The 18,856-nt window shown below is 69.9% G+C and carries 23 protein-coding genes; 8 read left to right on the plus strand and 15 right to left on the minus strand.

What is annotated here, in order from left to right; translation table 11 throughout:
• The 6 genes from ACWGDB_RS40450 to ACWGDB_RS40475 all read right to left on the minus strand — a co-directional run.
• A partial coding sequence (locus ACWGDB_RS40450; RefSeq protein WP_189320364.1) for an MbtH family NRPS accessory protein occupies positions 1 to 80 on the minus strand: 80 nt, incomplete at its 3' end.
• A 57-nt stretch (positions 81 to 137) separates the two neighbouring features.
• A complete protein-coding gene (rfbB, locus tag ACWGDB_RS40455) occupies positions 138 to 1,118 on the minus strand; it encodes a dTDP-glucose 4,6-dehydratase (RefSeq protein WP_453827048.1) in 981 nt (326 codons plus the stop codon).
• Positions 1,115 to 2,182: a glucose-1-phosphate thymidylyltransferase gene (locus ACWGDB_RS40460; RefSeq protein ID WP_453827049.1), complete on the minus strand. Its 1,068-nt coding sequence runs from the start codon at positions 2,180 to 2,182 to the stop codon at positions 1,115 to 1,117. The genes rfbB and ACWGDB_RS40460 overlap by 4 nt, the downstream gene beginning before the upstream one ends.
• 63 nt (positions 2,183 to 2,245) lie before the next feature.
• On the minus strand, positions 2,246 to 3,283 hold the full coding sequence (locus ACWGDB_RS40465; RefSeq protein WP_453827050.1) for a glycosyltransferase family 2 protein: 1,038 nt from the start codon (positions 3,281 to 3,283) through the stop codon (positions 2,246 to 2,248).
• Between the two features lie 109 nt (positions 3,284 to 3,392).
• On the minus strand, positions 3,393 to 4,247 hold the full coding sequence (gene purU / locus ACWGDB_RS40470; RefSeq protein WP_453827051.1) for a formyltetrahydrofolate deformylase: 855 nt from the start codon (positions 4,245 to 4,247) through the stop codon (positions 3,393 to 3,395).
• A gap of 179 nt (positions 4,248 to 4,426) precedes the next feature.
• Positions 4,427 to 4,915 carry a phospholipase gene (locus ACWGDB_RS40475; protein ID WP_451179252.1) on the minus strand — a complete coding sequence of 163 codons (489 nt, stop codon included), beginning with the start codon at positions 4,913 to 4,915 and terminating at the stop codon, positions 4,427 to 4,429.
• Between the two features lie 215 nt (positions 4,916 to 5,130).
• On the opposite strand from ACWGDB_RS40475, the gene ACWGDB_RS40480 reads away from it, so the two are divergent.
• The gene (locus ACWGDB_RS40480) at positions 5,131 to 5,538 is read left to right on the plus strand and encodes a hypothetical protein (RefSeq protein WP_453827052.1); all 408 of its coding nucleotides are present in this window, start codon (positions 5,131 to 5,133) and stop codon (positions 5,536 to 5,538) included.
• Between the two features lie 54 nt (positions 5,539 to 5,592).
• Here the strand turns inward: ACWGDB_RS40480 and ACWGDB_RS40485 are convergent, their stop codons facing one another.
• From ACWGDB_RS40485 to ACWGDB_RS40495, 3 genes are all read right to left on the minus strand, one after another.
• Positions 5,593 to 6,432: an enoyl-CoA hydratase/isomerase family protein gene (locus tag ACWGDB_RS40485; protein ID WP_453827053.1), complete on the minus strand. Its 840-nt coding sequence runs from the start codon at positions 6,430 to 6,432 to the stop codon at positions 5,593 to 5,595.
• Between the two features lie 87 nt (positions 6,433 to 6,519).
• The gene (locus ACWGDB_RS40490) at positions 6,520 to 7,401 is read right to left on the minus strand and encodes an SDR family NAD(P)-dependent oxidoreductase (protein ID WP_453827054.1); all 882 of its coding nucleotides are present in this window, start codon (positions 7,399 to 7,401) and stop codon (positions 6,520 to 6,522) included.
• Between the two features lie 38 nt (positions 7,402 to 7,439).
• A complete protein-coding gene (locus ACWGDB_RS40495; RefSeq protein WP_453827055.1) occupies positions 7,440 to 8,396 on the minus strand; it encodes an NAD-dependent epimerase/dehydratase family protein in 957 nt (318 codons plus the stop codon).
• 155 nt (positions 8,397 to 8,551) lie between these two features.
• On the opposite strand from ACWGDB_RS40495, the gene ACWGDB_RS40500 reads away from it, so the two are divergent.
• Positions 8,552 to 9,511, plus strand: coding sequence for a D-2-hydroxyacid dehydrogenase family protein (locus ACWGDB_RS40500; protein WP_453827056.1), 960 nt, complete (start codon positions 8,552 to 8,554; stop codon positions 9,509 to 9,511).
• Positions 9,512 to 9,520: 9 nt separating this feature from the next.
• Here the strand turns inward: ACWGDB_RS40500 and ACWGDB_RS40505 are convergent, their stop codons facing one another.
• The 5 genes from ACWGDB_RS40505 to ACWGDB_RS40525 all read right to left on the minus strand — a co-directional run bounded on the left by ACWGDB_RS40505 (position 9,521) and on the right by ACWGDB_RS40525 (position 13,080).
• Positions 9,521 to 10,117, minus strand: coding sequence for a DUF2087 domain-containing protein (locus ACWGDB_RS40505; protein WP_453827057.1), 597 nt, complete (start codon positions 10,115 to 10,117; stop codon positions 9,521 to 9,523).
• A 59-nt stretch (positions 10,118 to 10,176) separates the two neighbouring features.
• Positions 10,177 to 11,037 carry a tyrosinase family protein gene (locus tag ACWGDB_RS40510; RefSeq protein WP_453827058.1) on the minus strand — a complete coding sequence of 287 codons (861 nt, stop codon included), beginning with the start codon at positions 11,035 to 11,037 and terminating at the stop codon, positions 10,177 to 10,179.
• A complete protein-coding gene (locus ACWGDB_RS40515; protein ID WP_453827059.1) occupies positions 11,021 to 11,518 on the minus strand; it encodes a tyrosinase family oxidase copper chaperone in 498 nt (165 codons plus the stop codon). Before ACWGDB_RS40515 ends, ACWGDB_RS40510 begins: the two co-directional genes overlap by 17 nt.
• A gap of 90 nt (positions 11,519 to 11,608) precedes the next feature.
• Positions 11,609 to 12,193, minus strand: coding sequence for a vitamin K epoxide reductase family protein (locus ACWGDB_RS40520; RefSeq protein WP_453827072.1), 585 nt, complete (start codon positions 12,191 to 12,193; stop codon positions 11,609 to 11,611).
• Positions 12,194 to 12,357: 164 nt separating this feature from the next.
• Positions 12,358 to 13,080, minus strand: coding sequence for a glycoside hydrolase family 16 protein (locus tag ACWGDB_RS40525; RefSeq protein ID WP_453827060.1), 723 nt, complete (start codon positions 13,078 to 13,080; stop codon positions 12,358 to 12,360).
• A gap of 413 nt (positions 13,081 to 13,493) precedes the next feature.
• Here ACWGDB_RS40525 and ACWGDB_RS40530 point away from each other — a divergent pair, with 413 nt between their 5' ends.
• The 4 genes from ACWGDB_RS40530 to ACWGDB_RS40545 all read left to right on the plus strand — a co-directional run bounded on the left by ACWGDB_RS40530 (position 13,494) and on the right by ACWGDB_RS40545 (position 15,299).
• Positions 13,494 to 13,763, plus strand: coding sequence for a hypothetical protein (locus ACWGDB_RS40530; protein ID WP_453827061.1), 270 nt, complete (start codon positions 13,494 to 13,496; stop codon positions 13,761 to 13,763).
• 435 nt (positions 13,764 to 14,198) lie between these two features.
• The gene (locus ACWGDB_RS40535; RefSeq protein ID WP_369271147.1) at positions 14,199 to 14,537 is read left to right on the plus strand and encodes a hypothetical protein; all 339 of its coding nucleotides are present in this window, start codon (positions 14,199 to 14,201) and stop codon (positions 14,535 to 14,537) included.
• A 61-nt stretch (positions 14,538 to 14,598) separates the two neighbouring features.
• A complete protein-coding gene (locus ACWGDB_RS40540) occupies positions 14,599 to 14,919 on the plus strand; it encodes a hypothetical protein (protein ID WP_453827062.1) in 321 nt (106 codons plus the stop codon).
• 59 nt (positions 14,920 to 14,978) lie between these two features.
• On the plus strand, positions 14,979 to 15,299 hold the full coding sequence (locus ACWGDB_RS40545; RefSeq protein WP_427840937.1) for a hypothetical protein: 321 nt from the start codon (positions 14,979 to 14,981) through the stop codon (positions 15,297 to 15,299).
• A 324-nt stretch (positions 15,300 to 15,623) separates the two neighbouring features.
• On the opposite strand, the gene ACWGDB_RS40550 is transcribed toward ACWGDB_RS40545, so the two are convergent.
• A complete protein-coding gene (locus ACWGDB_RS40550) occupies positions 15,624 to 15,932 on the minus strand; it encodes a hypothetical protein (protein WP_383624883.1) in 309 nt (102 codons plus the stop codon).
• A 319-nt stretch (positions 15,933 to 16,251) separates the two neighbouring features.
• Here ACWGDB_RS40550 and ACWGDB_RS40555 point away from each other — a divergent pair, with 319 nt between their 5' ends.
• Together ACWGDB_RS40555 and ACWGDB_RS40560 are read left to right on the plus strand one after the other, a co-directional pair.
• Entirely contained in the window at positions 16,252 to 17,391 is a 1,140-nt protein-coding gene (locus tag ACWGDB_RS40555; RefSeq protein ID WP_453827063.1) for a glycosyltransferase, read from the plus strand.
• A complete protein-coding gene (locus ACWGDB_RS40560; protein WP_453827064.1) occupies positions 17,388 to 18,851 on the plus strand; it encodes a sugar transferase in 1,464 nt (487 codons plus the stop codon). The genes ACWGDB_RS40555 and ACWGDB_RS40560 overlap by 4 nt, the downstream gene beginning before the upstream one ends.
• Positions 18,852 to 18,856 lie beyond the last annotated feature (5 nt).

Genomic DNA, 18,856 nt, shown 5'->3' on the forward strand with positions numbered 1-18,856 from the left:
GCCGGCCACAGCGAGTGCTGGCCCTCGTCGTTGACGAGGACGAAGTACGACGCCTCGTCGTTCTCGAACGGATTGGCCACGATGACACCTCACAAGTACGTCTGGATCTGCGGTCCGCACGATTCTCGAGGGCTGCTCTATACCTTTTCTGCGAGGGGCTCCCACCAAGCGCGGTTGTCCCGGTACCACTGCACGGTCTCCGCGAGGCCTTCGCGGAAGTCCCTGCGGGGCGCGTAACCGAGCTCCTCGCGGATCTTGGTGCAGTCCACCGAGTACCTGCGGTCGTGGCCCTTGCGGTCCTCGACGTACTCGACGGCGGTCTCCCAGTCGGAGCCGCACGCGTCGAGCAGCAAGCCGGTGAGTTCCCTGTTGGAGAGCTCGGTGCCGCCGCCGATGTTGTAGACCTCGCCGGCCCGGCCCTTGGTGCGGACGAGTTCGATGCCCTGGACGTGGTCGTCGATGTGCAGCCAGTCGCGGACGTTGCCGCCGTCGCCGTACAGCGGGACCTTCTTGCCGTCGAGCAGGTTGGTCACGAACAGCGGGATGAGCTTCTCGGGGAAGTGGTGGTGCCCGTAGTTGTTGGAGCAGCGGGTGACGCGGACGTCCAGACCGTGGGTGCGGTGGTAGGCCAGGGCGAGCAGGTCACCGGCGGCCTTGGCTGCCGAGTAGGGCGAGTTGGGGGCGAGCGGATGGGTCTCCGGCCAGGAGCCGGTGTCGATCGATCCGTAGACCTCGTCGGTGGACACGTGCACGAAGGTACGGCCGCCGGCGCGATGCGCCGCCTCGACCAGCGTGTGGGTGCCCACGACGTTGGTCCGTACGAACTCCGCGCCACCGTCGATCGACCGGTCGACGTGCGACTCGGCGGCGAAGTGCACCACCTGGTCGTGCTCGACCATCAGCTTGCCCACCAGCTCCGCGTCGCAGATGTCGCCGTGCACGAAGGAGAAGCCGGGGTGATCACGGACCTCGTCGAGGTTGGCCGGGTTGCCGGCATAGGTGAGCAGGTCGAGCACGGTGATCGAGACATCACCCGGGCCCTCGGGGCCGAGCAGCCTGCGGACGTAGTGGGAGCCGATGAAACCGGCACCGCCGGTCACGAGAATCCTGGTGCTCACGACGAGATCTGAACCTTACTGTGATCACCGAGCACGAGCCGGTGGGCGGACGGTACACGCGGGGCGGGCGTCACCTCGACGTCACGGCCGATGAGGGAGGCCTCGACCCGGCGGACGCCGCAGAGCGAGGACCCGCGCAGCACGATTGAGTACTCGATCTCGCTCTCCTCTATCCGGCAGTTGGCGGAGACCGAGGTGTAGGGACCGATGTAGGCGTCGCGCACCACGGTGCCCTCGCCGATCACCACGGGGCCGACGATCCGGCTGCCGATGACCTCGGCGCCCTCCTCGATCACGACCCGCCCGATGACCTCGGACCCCTCGTCGACCCGGCCGTGCACGAAGGGCTCGAGCGTCTCCAGTACGGAACGGTTCACCTCGAGCATGTCGGCGGGGTTCCCGGTGTCCTTCCAGTAGCCGGAGATGGTGGTGGAGCGGACGGTCTGCTCATGGTCGATCAGCCACTGGATGGCGTCGGTGATCTCCAGCTCGCCGCGCCAGGCGGGCTCGATGGAGCGGACCGCCTGGTGGATCGCCGGTGTGAAGAGGTATACGCCGACCACGGCGAGGTCGCTCTTGGGCCGGATGGGCTTCTCCTCCAGGCCGACGACGTTGCCGCCCTCATCGAGTTCGGCGACCCCGAAGGCGGACGGGTCGGAGACGCGGGTGAGCAGGATCTGAGCGGCGGGCCGAGTGGCACGGAACTCGTCCACGAGACCGCTGATCCCGCCGACGATGAAGTTGTCACCGAGATACATCACGAAGTCGTCGTCGCCGAGGAAGTCCTGGGCGATGTGCACCGCATGCGCCAACCCGAGCGGGGCCGCCTGCGGGATGTAGGTGACCTTCAGGCCGAACTGCGCGCCGTCGCCGACCGCTTCGCGGATCTCCTCGGCGGTGTCGCCGACGATGATTCCGACCTCGACCATGTCGGCCTCGGCGATCGCCTCAAGACCGTAGAAGAGCACCGGTTTGTTGGCCACCGGGACCAGTTGCTTGGCTGAGGTGTGGGTGATCGGACGCAGCCGGGTGCCCGCGCCTCCGGCCAGGACCAAAGCTTTCATGGAGCCCTCCGTAGCTTGCTGTCGAGTCACTGAGAGGCGGCCGACGATCCGGTCGGGCCGGGGCTACCGGCTCACGGTCGCGATGAGCCGACGCACGATGGCGTGCCGGCCGGCGTCGTGGGTGCGCAGGAACGCCCGGAGCCGCTCGGCGTGCCGGTCGCTGCTGCACTGCAGGGGATGGACGACCGCGAAGTGGTCCTCCTCCTGGACGAAGGAGAGTTCACGCAGCATGGGGGTGGCCGGGTCGGTGACGAACTTCTCCATGCCGGTCAGGGCCTCCTCGGTGGTCATGCCCTTCGGCATCACCAGTTCACCGGAGGCGGCCTTCGCGCCGTAGAAGCGGAGCATCTCCTCGGCGAAGCGGGAGCGCAGTTCGTCCTGCACCTCGGGGGCCCGGATGGCCTCGGTGAGCTGGACGCACGCCGCCTCGTCGGGCAGCGTTCCCAAGGTCAGGTGGTGGCTGACCGGCATGGTGTGGCGCAGCGAGGTGTCCCTGAGGAACATCACGACGGTGCGGTCGGTCACCGTCGTGAAGCGCTCTCCGGCATCGGCGAGCCGCAGCCACAGGTCCCAGTCGTCCATGCCGGTGTGGTCGGTGGTCCAGCCCCCGACGCTCTCGGGAAGCCCGCGCACATGGCCTACGCGGGACGGCTCGTACAACGGCCACAGCAGCTGGAGCTCTGGGTGCCAGAGCCCGTTGAGGGGGTGGGACCGGTACTCCTCCTCCCCCTGCGCGTTCATCCCGATGCTCGCGGTCGCCACCAGGCGGGCGCCGCCTTCGAACTCGCGGCGCAGCACGGCCAGGTGCTCGGGCAGCCACTGGTCGTCGTGGTCCAGGTAGGCGACGGCCGGCGCGGTCGACGCGGCCAGGCCGATGTTGCGGGGGCCACCGGGGTGGCCGTGCCGCTCGGTGCGGATCAGCTCGATGCGCTCGTCGTCGTAGGAGCGCACCACGTCGTCCGTGTCGTCGGTGCAGCCGTCGGAGACGACGAAAAGGTGCCAGTCGTCGAAGGTTTGGGCCAGAACGCTGTCGATGGTCGGGCGGATGGCCTCGGACCGGTTCCAAGCCGGGCAGATCACGTCAATCGCCGCCGTGGTCAAGGGCTTCCTCGCAGACTCCTCAAGACGGCCGTCGTGCCGTCCCCGGCACCCTCGCCGCCCCGGCTACACGTCGGCTATACGGACGGGGTCGGCGGATTCTCCGGTGTTCTCAAGGGAAGACGACGGTGCGATGTCCGTTGGGCAGGACCCGGCGTGTGCTGTGCCAGTGCACGGCCCGGGCCAGCGCCTGGCATTCCACGTCACGGCCGATGGCCACGAGCTGTTCCGGGGTGACAGCGTGGCTGACCCGTCGGACCTCCTGCTCGATGATCGGCCCCTCGTCGAGGTCGGCGGTCACATAGTGGGCGGTCGCGCCGATCAGCTTCACACCGCGTGCGTGCGCTTGGTGGTAGGGCTTGGCGCCCTTGAAGCTGGGCAGGAAGGAGTGGTGGATGTTGATGATTCGTCCGCTGAGCTGCTTGCACAGATGGTCCGAGAGGACCTGCATGTAGCGCGCCAGCACCACCAGCTCCACCCGCTCCGCCTCGACCAGGTCGAGGACCTGTTGCTCGGCGATGCTCTTGGTGTCCTTCGTCACCGGAATGTGGTGGAAGGGGATGTCGTACGTGCCGACCAGGTGCCGGAAGTCCGGGTGGTTGGACACCACGGCGGCGATCTCCACCGGCAGCGCGCCGGTACGGGAGCGGAACAGCAGGTCGTTCAGACAGTGCCCGAACTTGCTGACCATCAGCACGATCCGCATACGTTCCTGTGCCCGGTGGATCTGCCAGTCCATGAGGAAGGAGTCCCCAACGGCGGCGAAGCCGGCCCGTAGCTTCTCCACCGACAGGGACGCCTCGGCGGAGAACGCGACCCGCATGAAGAACAGCCCTGTGTCGTGGTCGCCGAACTGCTGGCTGTCCTCGATGTTGCATCCGGTCATGAACAGGTAGCTGGACACGGCGTGCACGATGCCCTGCTTGTCGGCACAGGAGAGGGTGAGGACGTAGTGGTCGGCGGGCATGGGGTCTCCGGTGTGTGTGGGCCGGCGCCCGTCCGGGCGGGTGGCCGGGCTGGTGTGCACCCTGACGAAGAGGACCGGCCGCTCCGTCTCGGGGGTGACGGGGCGGCCGGTCAGAGGGCGGGCCGGGGCCGTGGCCCTGTCCCGCCCTGGCCTTGTGGCGCTGAAGGGAGCGGGCGTACTTACCGGGCGTCGGCCTTGCCGTCGACCATGGCCGAGTTCCCGAAGACGGAGACCGCCTGGTAGTAGGTCCACGCCGAGGCCGAACACGCCGATCCCTGGGCGCCGGAGTAGGACGCGCAGACACGCTTGAGGTCGGCGTAGAAGGCGTCGTCCAGCCGGTCCTTGTTGGCGGCGAACGTGCCGACGGCCTTGTAGTTGCGGTACCCGAAGTCATGACGGGCACAGGCGTTCTTGAAGGGGAAGCCGAACGGGTTGTCCGGCGAGGTCGTGCAGTAGTCGGTGGACCAGTCGAACCCGTAGGCACTCCAGGCCGCCTGGTTCTGGCGAGCCGCGTTCCAGGCGTCGTAGCTGCCGGCACCGGACTGCGTCCACGTGCTCAGCACCTGGGTCTTGTCGGCCGGGGCGGCGTTGGACTGACCGGCTGTCAGGAACGTGAGGGGGAGTGCGAGGGCGGCGGCGAGCAAGGGCCCTGCGACGTGACGGCGCATGCGATGACCTCCATATGGCTACGCGAATGGCTCCCGAATCCGGAGCGAGCCGGGGCAGGCCCAGCGTGAAGCGCGCGTCTATGCCGGAGATATACAGATCCTTCGAGGCCGTCAGGAGGCCGGGACTCGGCGAAGTAGAGATACGCAAGGGCAGATATAGCGGGCCGACGTGGTGTGTCCGCAGGACACTTCCCTACCAGGACAAGGAGTTCACCATGCGGCGACTGCTGTCGGCAGCACTGCTCAGCGCCTTGACCGTCGGCCTTTCCGTGACGGCGACATCCACGTCGTATGCGGCGCCCGGCTGTGTCGAAACGAGCGACACCCGCAGTTGGGGACGCGGCGAGATCTCGGCCTGCTTCGAAGACGGAGAAGCCCGGGTCAAGGGCAACGTCGTGGATCTCCTGCCCGGTGGCGGGTGGGGTTCCCCCGACGGTTACTGCGTTGCCTGGTACATCGAGTACGAGACCACGTCCGGTGACACCTACCAGCACTCGCCGCTGGCCTGTGGCCACTTCGGGCCTGCCCAGAAGACCTTCGACTACGACCCGTCGGCGGGCGAGTACGGAGTGAAGGGCATCACCGGCGTGAAGCGCGCCGTGCTCAACCTCGTCTCCGTATAGAGGCGTTGCCCCACCCGGGAGCCGACCGGGCCGACGCGACGGTCCGCGTCGGCCTCAGTCGACAACCGGCAACCCGCCCAACGCCTCCCCAAGGCCGAGCTCGGTGGCCCCGCGGGACTGGAGGCCCTGTCTGAAGAGCTCGGCCGTGCGCTGCGTCGCGTTCTCGCCCCGGACGAGTTGCTGGAAGAGCGCCGCGTCCGCGCGCACTTCGGCGGGCGTGGGGAGGCTGATCGCGTTGATGGCCGACTTGGCTGCGATCAGGGCGTCGCGGGGGAAGTCACCGATCCGTGCGGCGATGCCTGCCACGAGCTCGTCGAGTTCGGCGTCGGGGACCGCGCGGTTGACCCATCCGTAGCGTTCGGCGAGGTCGGCGTCGAAGTCCGACGAGGTCAGTACGGCTTCGAGTGCTCGGCCCCGGCCCAGCAAACGGGTGAGGTGCTGGATCGCGCCCGCTCCGGGAGGCGTTCCGATTCCCACCTCCGGCTGGCCGAGGATGGCGTTCTCCCGGGCGGCGAAGCGCATGTCGCACGCCAGGAGGAACTCACTGCCCGCTCCCCGGGCACGGCCGCGCAGCTTGCCGATGGTGACGGCGGGGAGCCGGCTCAGCCTGCGGAACAGCATTCCCAGGGACGCGTCACCGGGGCCTCCGCCCTTGGCGGCCTCCGCGGTGTACTCGGCGACCTTCGTCAGGTCGACGTGCGGGAAGAAGAAGTCGGCGTCCGCGCTGTCGAAGACCACCACGCGGGGGGCGGCCGGGTGGGACAGTTCGTCGAGCAGTGCGACCAGGTCCCGCACGACCTCGGGGCCGATGAGGTTCATCGGCGGTGCGTTGAACGTGGCGGACAGGACGTTGCCGTCCAGCCTGGTGCCGATGGTTTCGTACGACGCGGTCATTCCGACTTCCCCGTCCCGTCCTCGCTCATCCTGCTCCGGCGGCCCACAGCAGACCCCAACATATCGGGGCATTGCGGCCGGCGCCGGTCACAGATCCGTGCCGCCGCTGACGTCGAGGTACTGGCCGGTGATCCAGCGAGCGGCGTCGGAGGCGAGGAACGCCACCACGTCCGCCACGTCGGCAGGCCGGCCGATCCGGTCGAAGACGGACCGTGCGGCCAGGGCGGCCCGCGCCTCGGGCGTCGTCCTGCGGCGGGCGTTCATGTCCGTCTCGATGAACCCTGGCCCGACCGTGTTGACGGTGATCCCGCGGCCACCGAGCTCCTTGGCCAGGCCCAAGGTCATGGTGTCCAGCGCGCCTTTGGACATGGCGTAGGCGAGGGATTCGGGGAAGGCGCGCTGTGAGGCGAGCGAGGAGACGTTGATGATGCGGCCGCCGTCCCGCATCCGCGGCAGCGCGTTCTGTACGAGGAAGAACGGCGCTTTGGCGTTGACGGCGATCATGCGGTCGAAGATCTCGGGAGTGGCCTGACTCACCGGCCCCGAACCGCTCGTGCCCGCGTTGTTCACCAGGATGTCGAGCGAGCCTTCGGCGGCCGGCACCGACTCACCCGCCCCCCGCTCACCCTCCTCCCCCTCACCTTCCGCCCACGCGCCCCTTCCCGACGCGCCCTCCTCCCACGCGCCCACTCCCCCCGCGCCGTACCCCCCGTACTCCTCCCGCTCCTTCCGCAACCCCGCGTCGAACGCCTCGAAGACGGCCCCGGCGTCCCCCGGCACCCCCAGCTCGGCCCCGAGCGTGAAGGCGCGCCCGCCGTTGTGCCGTATCTCCTCCACGAGTTCCAGGGCGGCGGCCTCACTGCGGCCGTAGTGAACGCCGACCAGCGCCCCGTCCTGGGCGAGCCGCCCGGCGATGGCTCTGCCGATGCCCCGGCCGGCACCGGTGACCAGCGCGACCTTGCCTGTCAATGCGCATTCGATGTCCACGAAGTCCCTGCCCTCACCCGTCAACGGTCCAGGAACCGCCGGTACCACGACGCGTGTTCCGCCATGCCCCGCGCGAAACCCACCCCGGGTTCCACCCCTGCGCCCGTCCAGAAACCGTCGTCCGCGAACCAGTGGTCCACGGCGAGCATGTCGAGGTGGTGCAGTGCGCGCGGCTGCCCGTCGAGGCGGGCCCGCGCCTCGTCGATGTCGACGGGTGCGCCCGGCAGATGCGGGGCGAGACGGTCGGCCACCGTGCCCAGCAGCTCCGAACAGGCCACCGGATCGGGGTGGTTGACGTGATGGACGCCGGCCAGGTCCCGGTCCGACAGGCCGGCGGCGACCACCGCGCGTCCCAACGCCCGTACGTCGACGACCGAGTGCCGCGAGGCGCCTCCCTTCAGCGCCGCCGACAGCAGCCCCATCAGGCCGACCAGGCCGGGCGCCACCCATCGGTCACCGGCGCCGAGCACGAGGTGCGGGCGCAGTACGACGCCGCCCGCGTCCAGCACATACCGTTCGGCGGTGGCCCGGGCACGGCTGGTCGGCGAGGCCGGTGCGAGCGGCAACTCGCCCGCATGCGCGCCGGTGAAGGGCCCTCGGCCGTACACGGCGGCCGTACTGACGTAGACGACGCGGGAGACTCCGGCGCGGGTCGCCTCCTCGACGAGGGCGCGGGTGCCGTGGTCGTTGACGGCCTCGGTGAGCCGTATGTCGTCGCCTATGTGGGAGGCGCAGTGCAGTACGACGTCGACGCCGTCGCAGACACCCCGCAGCGACTGCGGATCGGCCAGATCGGCCCGTACGGCGTCCGTCGCGGGGGCACCGCCGGCGAGGCCGCCGCCCGGTGGCATGCTCCCCGGGTCGCGCAGCAGGAGCCGGACCGGGGCCGATGTGTCGTGCTGCGACTCCCGGAGGGCGGTGACGACATGACCTCCGATGAAGCCGCTGCCTCCGGTGACGAGGATGCGTGGTGACAAGGTGGACCCCTCCCGTGTGGACACGACCGCGGACAACGGGTCCGCGCGCATGATCGCGTGCGTGATCAACGGTCGGTGACGGACCCGCTGCCGGTCAATCCGCCCTCGCGCCACCCGTCGTAGAGTCGGTGCCCCGGCCATGGAGAGGAACCACCGTGCGGCTGCGCTGTGCTGTGCTCGACGACTTCCAGAACGTCGCGACCGAAGTCGCCGACTGGTCGCCGCTCGCGGACGACGTGGAGGTCGTCCAGTTCACGCGTCACTTCCCCGGCGAGGACGCCCTGGCCGAGGCTCTCGCCGGCTTCGACATCGTGGTCACCCTGCGCGAACGCGTCCCCTTCCCCGCGTCCCTGATCGCCCGGCTCCCCCGGTTGAAGCTGCTGATCGCCTCCGGCATGCGCAACACGGTCATCGACTACGCCGCCGCCGAGGCGCACGGCGTCACCGTCTGCGGTACGGCGAGCTCCGCCACGCCGCCCGTCGAGCTCACCTGGGCCCTGCTGCTGGGCCTCGCCCGCGGCCTCGTCCAGGAGAGCAACGCCCTGCGCTCGGGCGGCCCCTGGCAGCACACCGTCGGCGCCGACCTGCACGGCCGCCGGCTCGGGGTGCTCGGCCTGGGGAAGATCGGCAGCCGGGTGGCCCAGGTCGGCCTCGCCTTCGGGATGCACGTCAGCGCGTGGAGCCAGAACCTCACCAAGGAGTACGCGGACGAGGTCGGCGTCCACCTGGCCCCCTCCAAGGAGGCCCTGCTCGCCGACAGTGACTTCGTCTCCGTCCACCTCGCCCTGAGCGACCGCACCCGCGGCCTGGTCGGCCCCGCCGAGATCGCCCTGCTCAAGCGCACGGCGTATCTGATCAACACCTCACGTGCGGCGATCGTCGACCAGGACGCCCTGCTCGGGGCCCTGCGCGAGGGCCGCATCGCGGGCGCCGGCGTCGACGTCTTCGACACCGAGCCCCTCCCGGCCGACCACCCGATGCGCACCGCGCCGCGCCTGCTCGCCACACCCCACCTGGGCTATGTATCGCAGGCCAACTACGCGACGTACTACGGCCAGGCGGTCGAGGACATCCAGGCGTACCTGGCGGGTTCACCGGTACGACGGCTGCCCTGACGGCCGCGGTCAGGCGATGCCGGCCGCCGGGGCCCGCCCGGCCTCGGCCGGGCGCCGGTAGATTCCCTCGCTCCGGCGCAGGTGATGCAGGTCTACCAGGTAGCGCCGGAGCGTCACATGGTCGACGTCGTCGCTGTCCTCGCACCAGGCACGCAGCTTGTCGTTGACGGTCCGCTCCGGGTACTCGACGCCCGGCTCGAAGGTCTGCTCGGCGATGTGCCGCAGCACCAGCTTCTTGCGGGTCCACCGCGCCGGCAGCCGGACCAGCCGCCCGTCCCGGACGAAGGTCCGCAGGACCATGTCGGTGGACCCGTCGCCGGAGGCCGGGCCCGTGGCGGCCCCGGTGCCGTTCTCCCGCTGCGCCGCCGACCGCGCGTACTCCTTGAACAGGCCGTACGCCACGCCCAGTTCGCCGGCATCCCCGGCCGTCACCACGCCCTGCTCCCGCAGCCGCCGCAGTGACACGGCCGTCTCCTTCGCGGACAGCCCGGCCGCCAGGGCGACCTGCTCGGCGTCCGCCGCGCCCAGCGCCACGGCGGCGAAGGCGCGTACCCGGGTCTCCTCGGCGAACAGTCGGACCAGTTGTTCCGTCGGATCGGTTGCCATGTCCGGAGGCTAGTGGACACGGGCCGCGGGGCAGAGCGAATTTCCGGCGGGCCGAGCCGTCAGGCATACCGGTAGATCTCGGACACGTCCTCCAGCTCGTCCGGGGTCACGTCCCAGGGCGGCAGCCGTTCGTCCCGGGCGACGATCCGGCGGTACTGCACGCTGTCCCGGCCGGGCGGCTTCGCCGGCAGATAGCGGTGCTTGCGGTGGCGCCGCTGCCAGCGCTGCCACTGCATGTCCACGAAGGCGTGGTGCAGCCAGAAGACGGGGTCGTTGACGGACGCGCCGCCGAGCATCGCGCCCCCGACCCAGCGGTGCACCCGGTTGTGGTTGCGCCAGGAGTCCCTGCCCCTGCCCCACCCCTCCAGCTTGTTGCGGAAGCCCTTGGTGACCGTCGAGTCCCAGGGGGCGACGTCGTAGACCGGGTCGTCGAGGGCCTGCTTCAGGTCGGCCTTGGTGGGCAGCGCCATCGGGTTGCGGGAGCGGCCCAGGTCCCGGGTGAGGAAGTCGCCGTCGGTGACGCTCGCCCGGATGGTCCAGTTCCCGGTCCGGTAGGCGAACGGCCCGGTCATCACCTGCCGGTCACCGGGCCGCCCGTTGCCGCCGAGCAGTTCGCCGGTCCACGGCAGCGAGGTGGTCCTGCGGTCCCGGGTCCAGTCCCAGTACGGCACGGTCACCGAGGAGTCGACACGCCGCAGCGCGTTCTCCAGGTCCAGCACGAACCTGCGGTGCCAGGGCAGGAAGGAGGGCGCCATGTGAGCGGCGCGCAGACCCCGGTGGCCGTCCCCGACGAAGTGCGCGATGTGCAGCCGTACGAACTCGTCGTACTCGCCGCGCCGTTTGATCTCCAGCAACGCCTCGACGAACCGCCGCCGCTCGGTCCGCGTCAGCTCGGTCACGTTCTTACGCACGTACGCCATGCTGCGCCTCCCTGTGCGGATGCCCGCCACCGAACGGTCCGGGAGCCAGGTCACGCAGTCGCCCGCCGGACCCGAGTTCGTCGACGGCCGCGCGGGTTGCCTCCAGCGGGGTCCGGTACCAGCCGTAGTGGTCGACCATGCTCAGCCAGGTCCCGTCGGCACGGCGCATCAGGTGCAACGGCCGGCCGTCCACGGTGACGTGCCAGGCGACGTCGAGGGCGGTGAGGCCGCCGAGCGACATGGGGGCGCCCTTGATACGACGGCCGCGGTAGGTCTCGTCGAAGGCGGTGTCGGTGTCCGGAGGTCGCTCCGCTGACCGGGAGGGCCGGGAGGCGGTGACGACCGGAGTGAGCGCCACCGCGGCGGAGGCGAACAGCAGCCGCCCCAACTCCCGCCGTGTCCGCCGCTCCGGCCCGCTGCTCACCGCGGTGCCCGTCCCCTGTACCGCACCCACCGAGACCCCGTCTGCGCTGACGGCCATCGCTCACTCCTCGTACGGTTCGGCTGTTCGTACGAGTAACCGCGCAGGTCGCTCCGCGGTCACCACCGAAGCGCCCGTACGGTGCAATGGTCAGCTCGTCCAGAAGTCCCACCAGCGGGTCAGGATCAGCATTCCGACGATGCCGATGTGCAGCACCGGAAGCACCCAGGTGAACTCGGCGAAGAAGGCCTTCACCGGGCCCGGCGCGGGCAGGAAGCCGTTGCGCACGGTGAACGACGTGACGTACCAGAACAGCGGGGTCGTCGCGAGCCAGGCCAGACAGCACCACAGGCACAGGGCGTTGATCCGGTACAAGGACTCGAACTGCAGCCAGGAGACGAACCCGATCCCGAAGAGACAGCCGGCCGCGAAGGTAAGCCAGTACCAACGCGGGAACGCCGCCCCGGCCAGCAAACTGACGCCGACGCAGATCACGACGGCGTAGGCCGCCAGGCCCAGCATCGGGTTGGGGAACCCGAAGGCCTCGGCCTGCTCGCTCTCCATCACGCTGCCGCAGGACAGGACCGGGTTCAGGCTGCAGCCCGGCGTGAAGTTCGGGTCCTCCAGCAGCTTGAACTTGTCGAGGGTGATGACCCAGGAGGCGAGCAGCCCGGCCGCCCCGCAGAGCACCAGCAGCAGGGCGAACGCCCGGCTGCCGCCGGCGGTCCGGCGCATCGGCCGCGCAGAGGCGCTTGAGTCAGGTGCCACCGCGTGACCTTATCGACGGCCCGCGCGGCGTTCCGGCGCACGCTCACCCGACCGGCCGACACCGCGGGGGATCGTCCGCCCGAACGAGGGACGGGGACCGCTTCTCGATGTCGTCAGCGCCTGGACGGTGATCAGCGGTAGACGCGGAGGTGGTCGACGTCGAAGGTGATCGGGGCCGGGTCACAGGGTGCCGCGTGGTACTGGCCGGCGCACAGGGACAGGTTGAGGATCGGATACGCCGACCAGCCGGGGCCGACACCGGTGCCGTCGGCGAAGACGCGGACGCCGTTGACGTACCACTCGACGCAGGTCGCGCCGAGGACGGTGCCGATGGACACCCATCGGCCGGGGCCGATCGCGTCGACGTCGGTGTAGTACGTCGCGGCGTGGTGGACGTGGTTGGACAGCTCCAGCAGGTGCGGGTTGTCCGAGTGGTACTCGAAGCAGTCGACCTCGTTCCCGCCGTCCTTCCAGGTCCACAGCGCCGGCCAGGCGCCGGTCCCGTGGGGCAGTCTGACGCGGGTCTCCATGTAGTCCCCGGCCCGCACCCGGAACTCCTCGGCGGAGTACTCGGTGGTGAGCAGGCCGGTGTGCCAGGCCTGTCGGCCGTTTTCCAGGGTGCGGCCGGCCGGTGTGGCGGTGAAGGTGGCCACGCCGTTCGAGACGGTCACGGCGCTGGGGGTGAGCCAGTCGAGCTTGTTGTCGTCGGGGTTGTGATCGCAGTAGCGGTAGGCGCTCGATCTGTCGCCGGTCCATCTGGCGCCCCAGGCGATCGGAGCGGTGAATTCCTCCGCCCAGACGAGCGACCTGCCCAGGGCCGCGGCCGGCGTGAGAGCGTGGCTGTCGGTGGTCATGGCGGCGAGGGTAGGCCGCGGGACGTCCCGGACCGGACCGGCTCGACGAAGGTTCCGTTCGGCAATTCCGAACTTCATCTTCTTGATCGCGCAGGCGGCCCAACCGGGCCGTACTCACCATACGATGAATTGATTCGCGGACCAGATGTCAATCCATCGGAATCCCGTTGCGCATTCCATTCTTCACTTCACCGACTTTCATGCGTATGGAGTAACGCGTCGCTTTTGAAGTGCTGTTGGACTGCTATGTTCTCCAACCGTCGGATCAGAGGTACTTTCCAGCGAGGTGAATGATGAAGAAGGCAGTTTTCACCACTGCGGCTTTGGCCATCGGTGCGGGTCTTGTGGGTGGCTCGGCCGCCGCGGCGGTGGCCGCCGGAGGATCGGGAAGCCCTGCCGGGCCGCTCGGTCTCATGTCCCCGACCAAGGTGACGCCGGCCGTGGTGCCCGCGGCCGACACCGTGGCGCGACTGGCCAGTGACGGCGGGATCGCCAAGGGCACGGCGTTCGACAAGAAGAAGTCGGGGGCCATGTCCGGCGTTTACCTGGACGGTATGGACCCGGACGCCGCCAAGCGGCCCACGATTCCGGTGAAGAACCCGGCCGGCAGCGGTACCGTCCAGGTCCGCCCGCTGCAGGCCCCGACCGCCTCCGGACTCGGCACCTTGCTCCCCAAAAAGTGACGACCCGGCAACCTTACGAGTCGCCCGTACCGGCGAAAGCCGGCCCCGGAATTCTGAGACTCTGATCCGGTTCTCGACAGCCGGAGGCCTTCCGCGGCCCGGACACTCAGTCCGGACCGCAGCTCCCTCTTCGCGCCCGGCGGGCCCGCAAGCCCCCTGGCACACGCGAACCAAGCGTCCCGGCCCACCGGCCCACACCCTGCCGGTGGGCCGGACGCATGTCGGCACGCCGTTCCGGACGGCGCCATTCGGCAAACGATCCGGGGCATTTCATGGATGACCTCGCGGATTCCCACTCGACTCCCGGCCGGCACTCGGCATTGCGCCATCCGATGGAATCTAGCCGCGTTTGAATGTTCCCACCGTGACTTAGGCGTGCATATACGGGTTTCCTTTTCGTAAGCGTGCGCAACCGTGAATTCAGGAAGGAACCAAGTGCCCAAGAAGTTCGCGGTCATCACGGCCCTCGCCCTCAGCACCGTCGTCGGCAGCGCCGGCATTGCCTCGGCCGGCGGCTACCCGAGCAGCAACGGCGACACCACCACCGTCAAGGGCGGTAGCGGTTTCTCGTCGTCCCCGGTCGTCGTGAACGAGCCCCAGCAAGGCGTTCTCATCGCCAACGGCACCGTCGTCGACCTTCGCTGCGCCGTGCCGTGGTCCAACGGAGCCGTCCTCGCCGCCACGATCGCGCCGAACTCGAAGTACGTCGGCTGCAACACCGGCAAGATCGAGCAGGCCCGCAACTCCGTCCACAAGGGCGGCCTGCTGTTCTGACCCCTGCTCCGAGCAATTCGCAGCAGGTAAACACCAAGCGCAGCCCGGAAAGGCTCAGCTCATGCTTAACAAGGTTACGGCCATTTCCGCCCTCGCCGCGGGCATCGCCCTCGCGACCGGCGGCACCGCCGCGGCCGACAGCAACACCACCACGGTCAAGGGCGGCACCGGTTTCTCGTCGTCCCCGGTCGTCGTCAACGCGCCGCAGCAGGGTGTGCTCATCGTCAATGGCACCCTCGTCGACGCTCGCTGCGCCGTGCCGTGGTCCAACGGAGCCGTCCTCGCCGCCACGATCGCGCCGAACTCGAAGTACGTCGGCTGCAACACCGGCGAGATCAAGCAGGGCCGCAACGAGATCCACAGCGGCGGCCTGCTGTTCTGACCCCTGCCGCGAACCATTCGCAGCAGGTAATCCTCAACGCAGCCCGGAAAGGCTCAATCATGCGTAACAAGGTTACGGCCATTTCCGCCATCGCCGCGGGCATCGTCCTCGCGACCGGCGGCACTGCGGCGGCCGACACTGACACCACCACCGTCAAGGGCGGTAGCGGCTTCTCGTCGTCCCCGGTCGTCGTCAACGACCCGCAGCAGGGTCTTGCCATCGTCAACGGCACCCTGATCGACGGTCGCTGCATCGCCCCGTGGTCGAACGGCGCCGTCCTCGCCGCGACGATCGCGCCGAACTCGAAGTACGTCGGCTGCAACACCGGCAAGGTCGAGCAGGCCCGCAACTCCGCGCACATCGGCGGCTTCCTGTTCTGATCAGTGCTTCACCCATGGCGGTCCGCCGGTAAGCCGGCGGGCCGCCATCGGCTTGCCCGCACCCTTTCCGGTCCAAAAAGCCTCCGGTCCAAGACCGTGGGCCCTGTCTGCGTCAGCGTGCAGACAGGGCCCACGGTCAAGGAGCGCCGGCAAGGAGGAAAAAGCGCCCATTCAATGGGTTCAACGGGGTTGCTCCGCCTCCGGTCACCCTGAATCGTCCGTTCGGCCCAATGGGCCATTGTATTCCCGCGTACATGCCGAAGGGCCGACTCCGAGTGCGGAGCCGGCCCTTCGGCGCAAAGGAACGAATGGTCTACCTGATGCCTACCGGAGCGGAAGTCCACCGAGCAGCTGGCCGTCGACGGGGTTCGGCAGGGCACCGCCGATGACGGGGGTCTTCACGACGCCCTGCGACTTCATGCCCTTCTTCACCTTGTCCGCAGTGCGCTTCACGTTGTTCCCCACGTAGCCCGTCGGCACCTTGGCGGCCGAGGGGAGGCTGCGGGCGACCGTCTTCCCGTTGTCGACGAGGCCCTGCGCCGGCATGTTCACCGCGGAGGCGGCGGGCACGGTGGCACCGGCGATGGCGAGGGAGCCGACGACGACGGCAGCAGCCTTCAGGTTCTTCATCATGTTCCTTTCCAGGAAAATCATCTTCGCTAACTCGCGTTCTCCTGGGCTAACGATGGCCACGCCGCTCTGGAAACTCTGAGCCGCCAACTTCCGGGAACTCATACGAGAAGACCGATCGGCGGCCGTCACGCAACCGCAGCGGGTCCGAATGGGTGATCCCCTGCGAGAAACAACTCCGAAAACGTCATCATTCCAACACACTTGACCGCTTCTCAGATAAGTATGGATAAGTGGCTGGCGTTGCTCGTCCCTTTGGTCCAGTAAGCCACACGTCGTGTCGCTGGTTCGGACTCTTTTCCTCGGAAGGGCAGCCTCGGTCATGCGCATTACGCCGCACATCCTGCATGTGGCCCAGCCCGTCGAGGGCGGTGTCGCGCGGGTCGTGACGGACCTGGTGGCGGCTCAACTGGCCGCGGGGCTGCGGGTGACCGTGGCCTGTCCGCCGGGCGGCACCCTGACCGACGCCCTGCGCACGCTGGGCTGCACGGTGCTCCGCTGGGACGCGACCCGCTCGCCGGGGCACCGACTCCCGGCCGAGGTAAGGCAGTTGGCCCGGCTGTGCCGTGATGTGCGGCCCGACCTGGTGCACGCGCACAGCGCGAAGGCAGGGCTCGCGGCCCGGCTCGCGGTGCGCGGCGCCCTGCCGACCGTGTTCCAGCCGCACGCCTGGTCGTTCGAGGCCGCGGAGGGACTCGTCGCGCGGGTGGCGCTGGACTGGGAGCGGTTCGGGGCGCGTTGGGCGGCACGTGTGCTGTGCGTGAGCGAGGCCGAGCGGCTCACCGGAGTGCGGGCCGGCATCACCGCCCCGTGGCGGGTGGTCCCCAACGGGGTCGACACCCACAGGTTCCGGCCGGAGGGTGACAGCGCACGGTCCGGGGCCAGCCCGCTGGTCGTGTGCGTGGGCCGGCTGTGCCGTCAGAAGGGGCAGGACGTGCTCCTGGCGGCCTGGCCCGAGGTGGTACGCCAAGTGGCCGGCGCGCGGCTGGTGCTGGTCGGCGACGGCCCGGACGCGGACCGGCTGCGTGCCGGTGCGCCCGCGTCGGTGGAGTTCGCCGGCACGACGACCGACACCGCGCAGTGGTACCGGGCCGCCGACGTCGTGGTCCTGCCGTCGCGCTGGGAGGGCATGGCGCTCGCCCCGCTGGAGGCCATGGCGTGTGCCAGGCCGGTCGTCGTCACGGACGTGGACGGAGCGGGCGAGAGCCTTCCACCCGGCCAGCTGTCGTCCTGCCTGGTGCCGCCGGACGACCCGGCCGCACTGGCACGGGCGCTCACCGCGCTGCTGCTCGACGAGCCGCTGCGCGCGGCGCTGGGCGCCCAGGGCCGCGCGCATGTGCTCGCCGGCCACGATCTGCGGCACGCCACGGACGCCGTGAGCGACGTCTACCGCGAGCTGCTCGACCTCGTCACCGCGCAGGTCGTCGGACCCAACGAGGGCAGGAAGTGCATCACCACATGACCGCGGACAGCACCGTTGCCTCACCGGGGCAGCAGCGGGCGCCCGAGGGCGCCGTCACCGTCCTTGCCCCGCGCGGCTTTTCCGCCGGACGCCGGGGGCCCGCCGGACGGGAAGCCCGTAGTCCGCGCCGGACCTCCCGGGTGTCCCTGGGGTTCGCCGACGGCGGGGGCGTCCTGCTGGGGGCGCTGGTCCTGCCCGTGTCCCACAGGTACCCGCTGGTCATCGCCCTGCTCGCCCTCGGTGTGGTCGTGCTGAACCGGCGGGCCGCGCTGTACGACACCCTCATCGTCCCCGGCGCGCTCGACGAACTGCCCGCCGTCTGCGGTCGGATCGCCGTCGGCTGGGCGGCCGTCGTCGCGCTCTCCCCGCTGCGCTCGCTCGCGCCGGCCGTGCTGGTCACCGCCGTCGTCGTGCACTGCGCGGCAGCCTGTGCGGGCCGGGCGGCGGTGCACGGGTTCCGGCGCCGGGCACTGGTGCGCCGGCCCTCCCCCGCTCTGGTGGTCGGCCCCGTCGCGACGGCCCGGCGGGTCTCCGCCGCGCTGCTGCGCCAACCCGGCTGCGGAGTAAGGCCGGTGGGTCTCGTCGCCGACGACCTGGAGTTCCTCGACGAGACCGACGGCGAGCCCGGGCTGCCGGTGCTCACCACGGCGCTGGAGGCGCGCCGGGCGGCGATCCAGAACGGGGTGGAGGAGGTGCTCGTGGTGGGCGCCGGCACCCGGGAGGAGAAGGCCGCCGCGCTGCGGGCGCTGGCCGCGTACGGATGCGTGCTGTGGGAGCTCGACACGGACCCGGCGTCGTACGGACTGGGCGGACACCGCCCGGGGGCCGGGCAGTTGGCCGGGTTCTCGCGCAGGTTGCTGGGCCCGGGGCGCGGGCCGCGGCGCGGGAGCGTGGGCAAGCGACTGCTCGACGTGGTGCTGTCGGGGGCACTGCTCGTGCTGGCCGGACCGGTTCTGCTGGTCTGCGCGGTCGTGCTGCGGGTGATGGACGGTCCCGGCGTGGTGTTCCGGCAGGAGCGGATCGGCAAGGACGGACGGCCCTTCACGATGCTGAAGCTGCGCACCCACCGGCCCGCGAGCGACCACGAGGCGGCGACGCGCTGGAGCGTGGCGAACGAACAGGACATGAGCGCGTTCTGTCACTTCCTGCGCCGCACCTCGCTGGACGAGCTGCTGCAGCTGTGGAACGTGTTCCGCGGGGACATGAGCTTGGTCGGGCCCAGACCCGAACGGCCCTTCTTCGTGGCCAAGTTCAGCCAGGCCCATCCGGGCTATCCGGCCCGCCACCGGATGCGGACCGGCATCACCGGGCTCGCGCAGATCCACGGGCTGCGCGGGGACACCTCGATCGAGGACCGGTGCCGCTACGACAACGCCTACATCGACAACTGGTCGCTGTGGCAGGACGTCTGCATCCTGCTGCGCACGGCGGCACAGTTCGTCCGGCCGACGGGGAGCTGAGCACC

It is taken from the genome of Streptomyces sp. NPDC055013, from assembly GCF_053608645.1.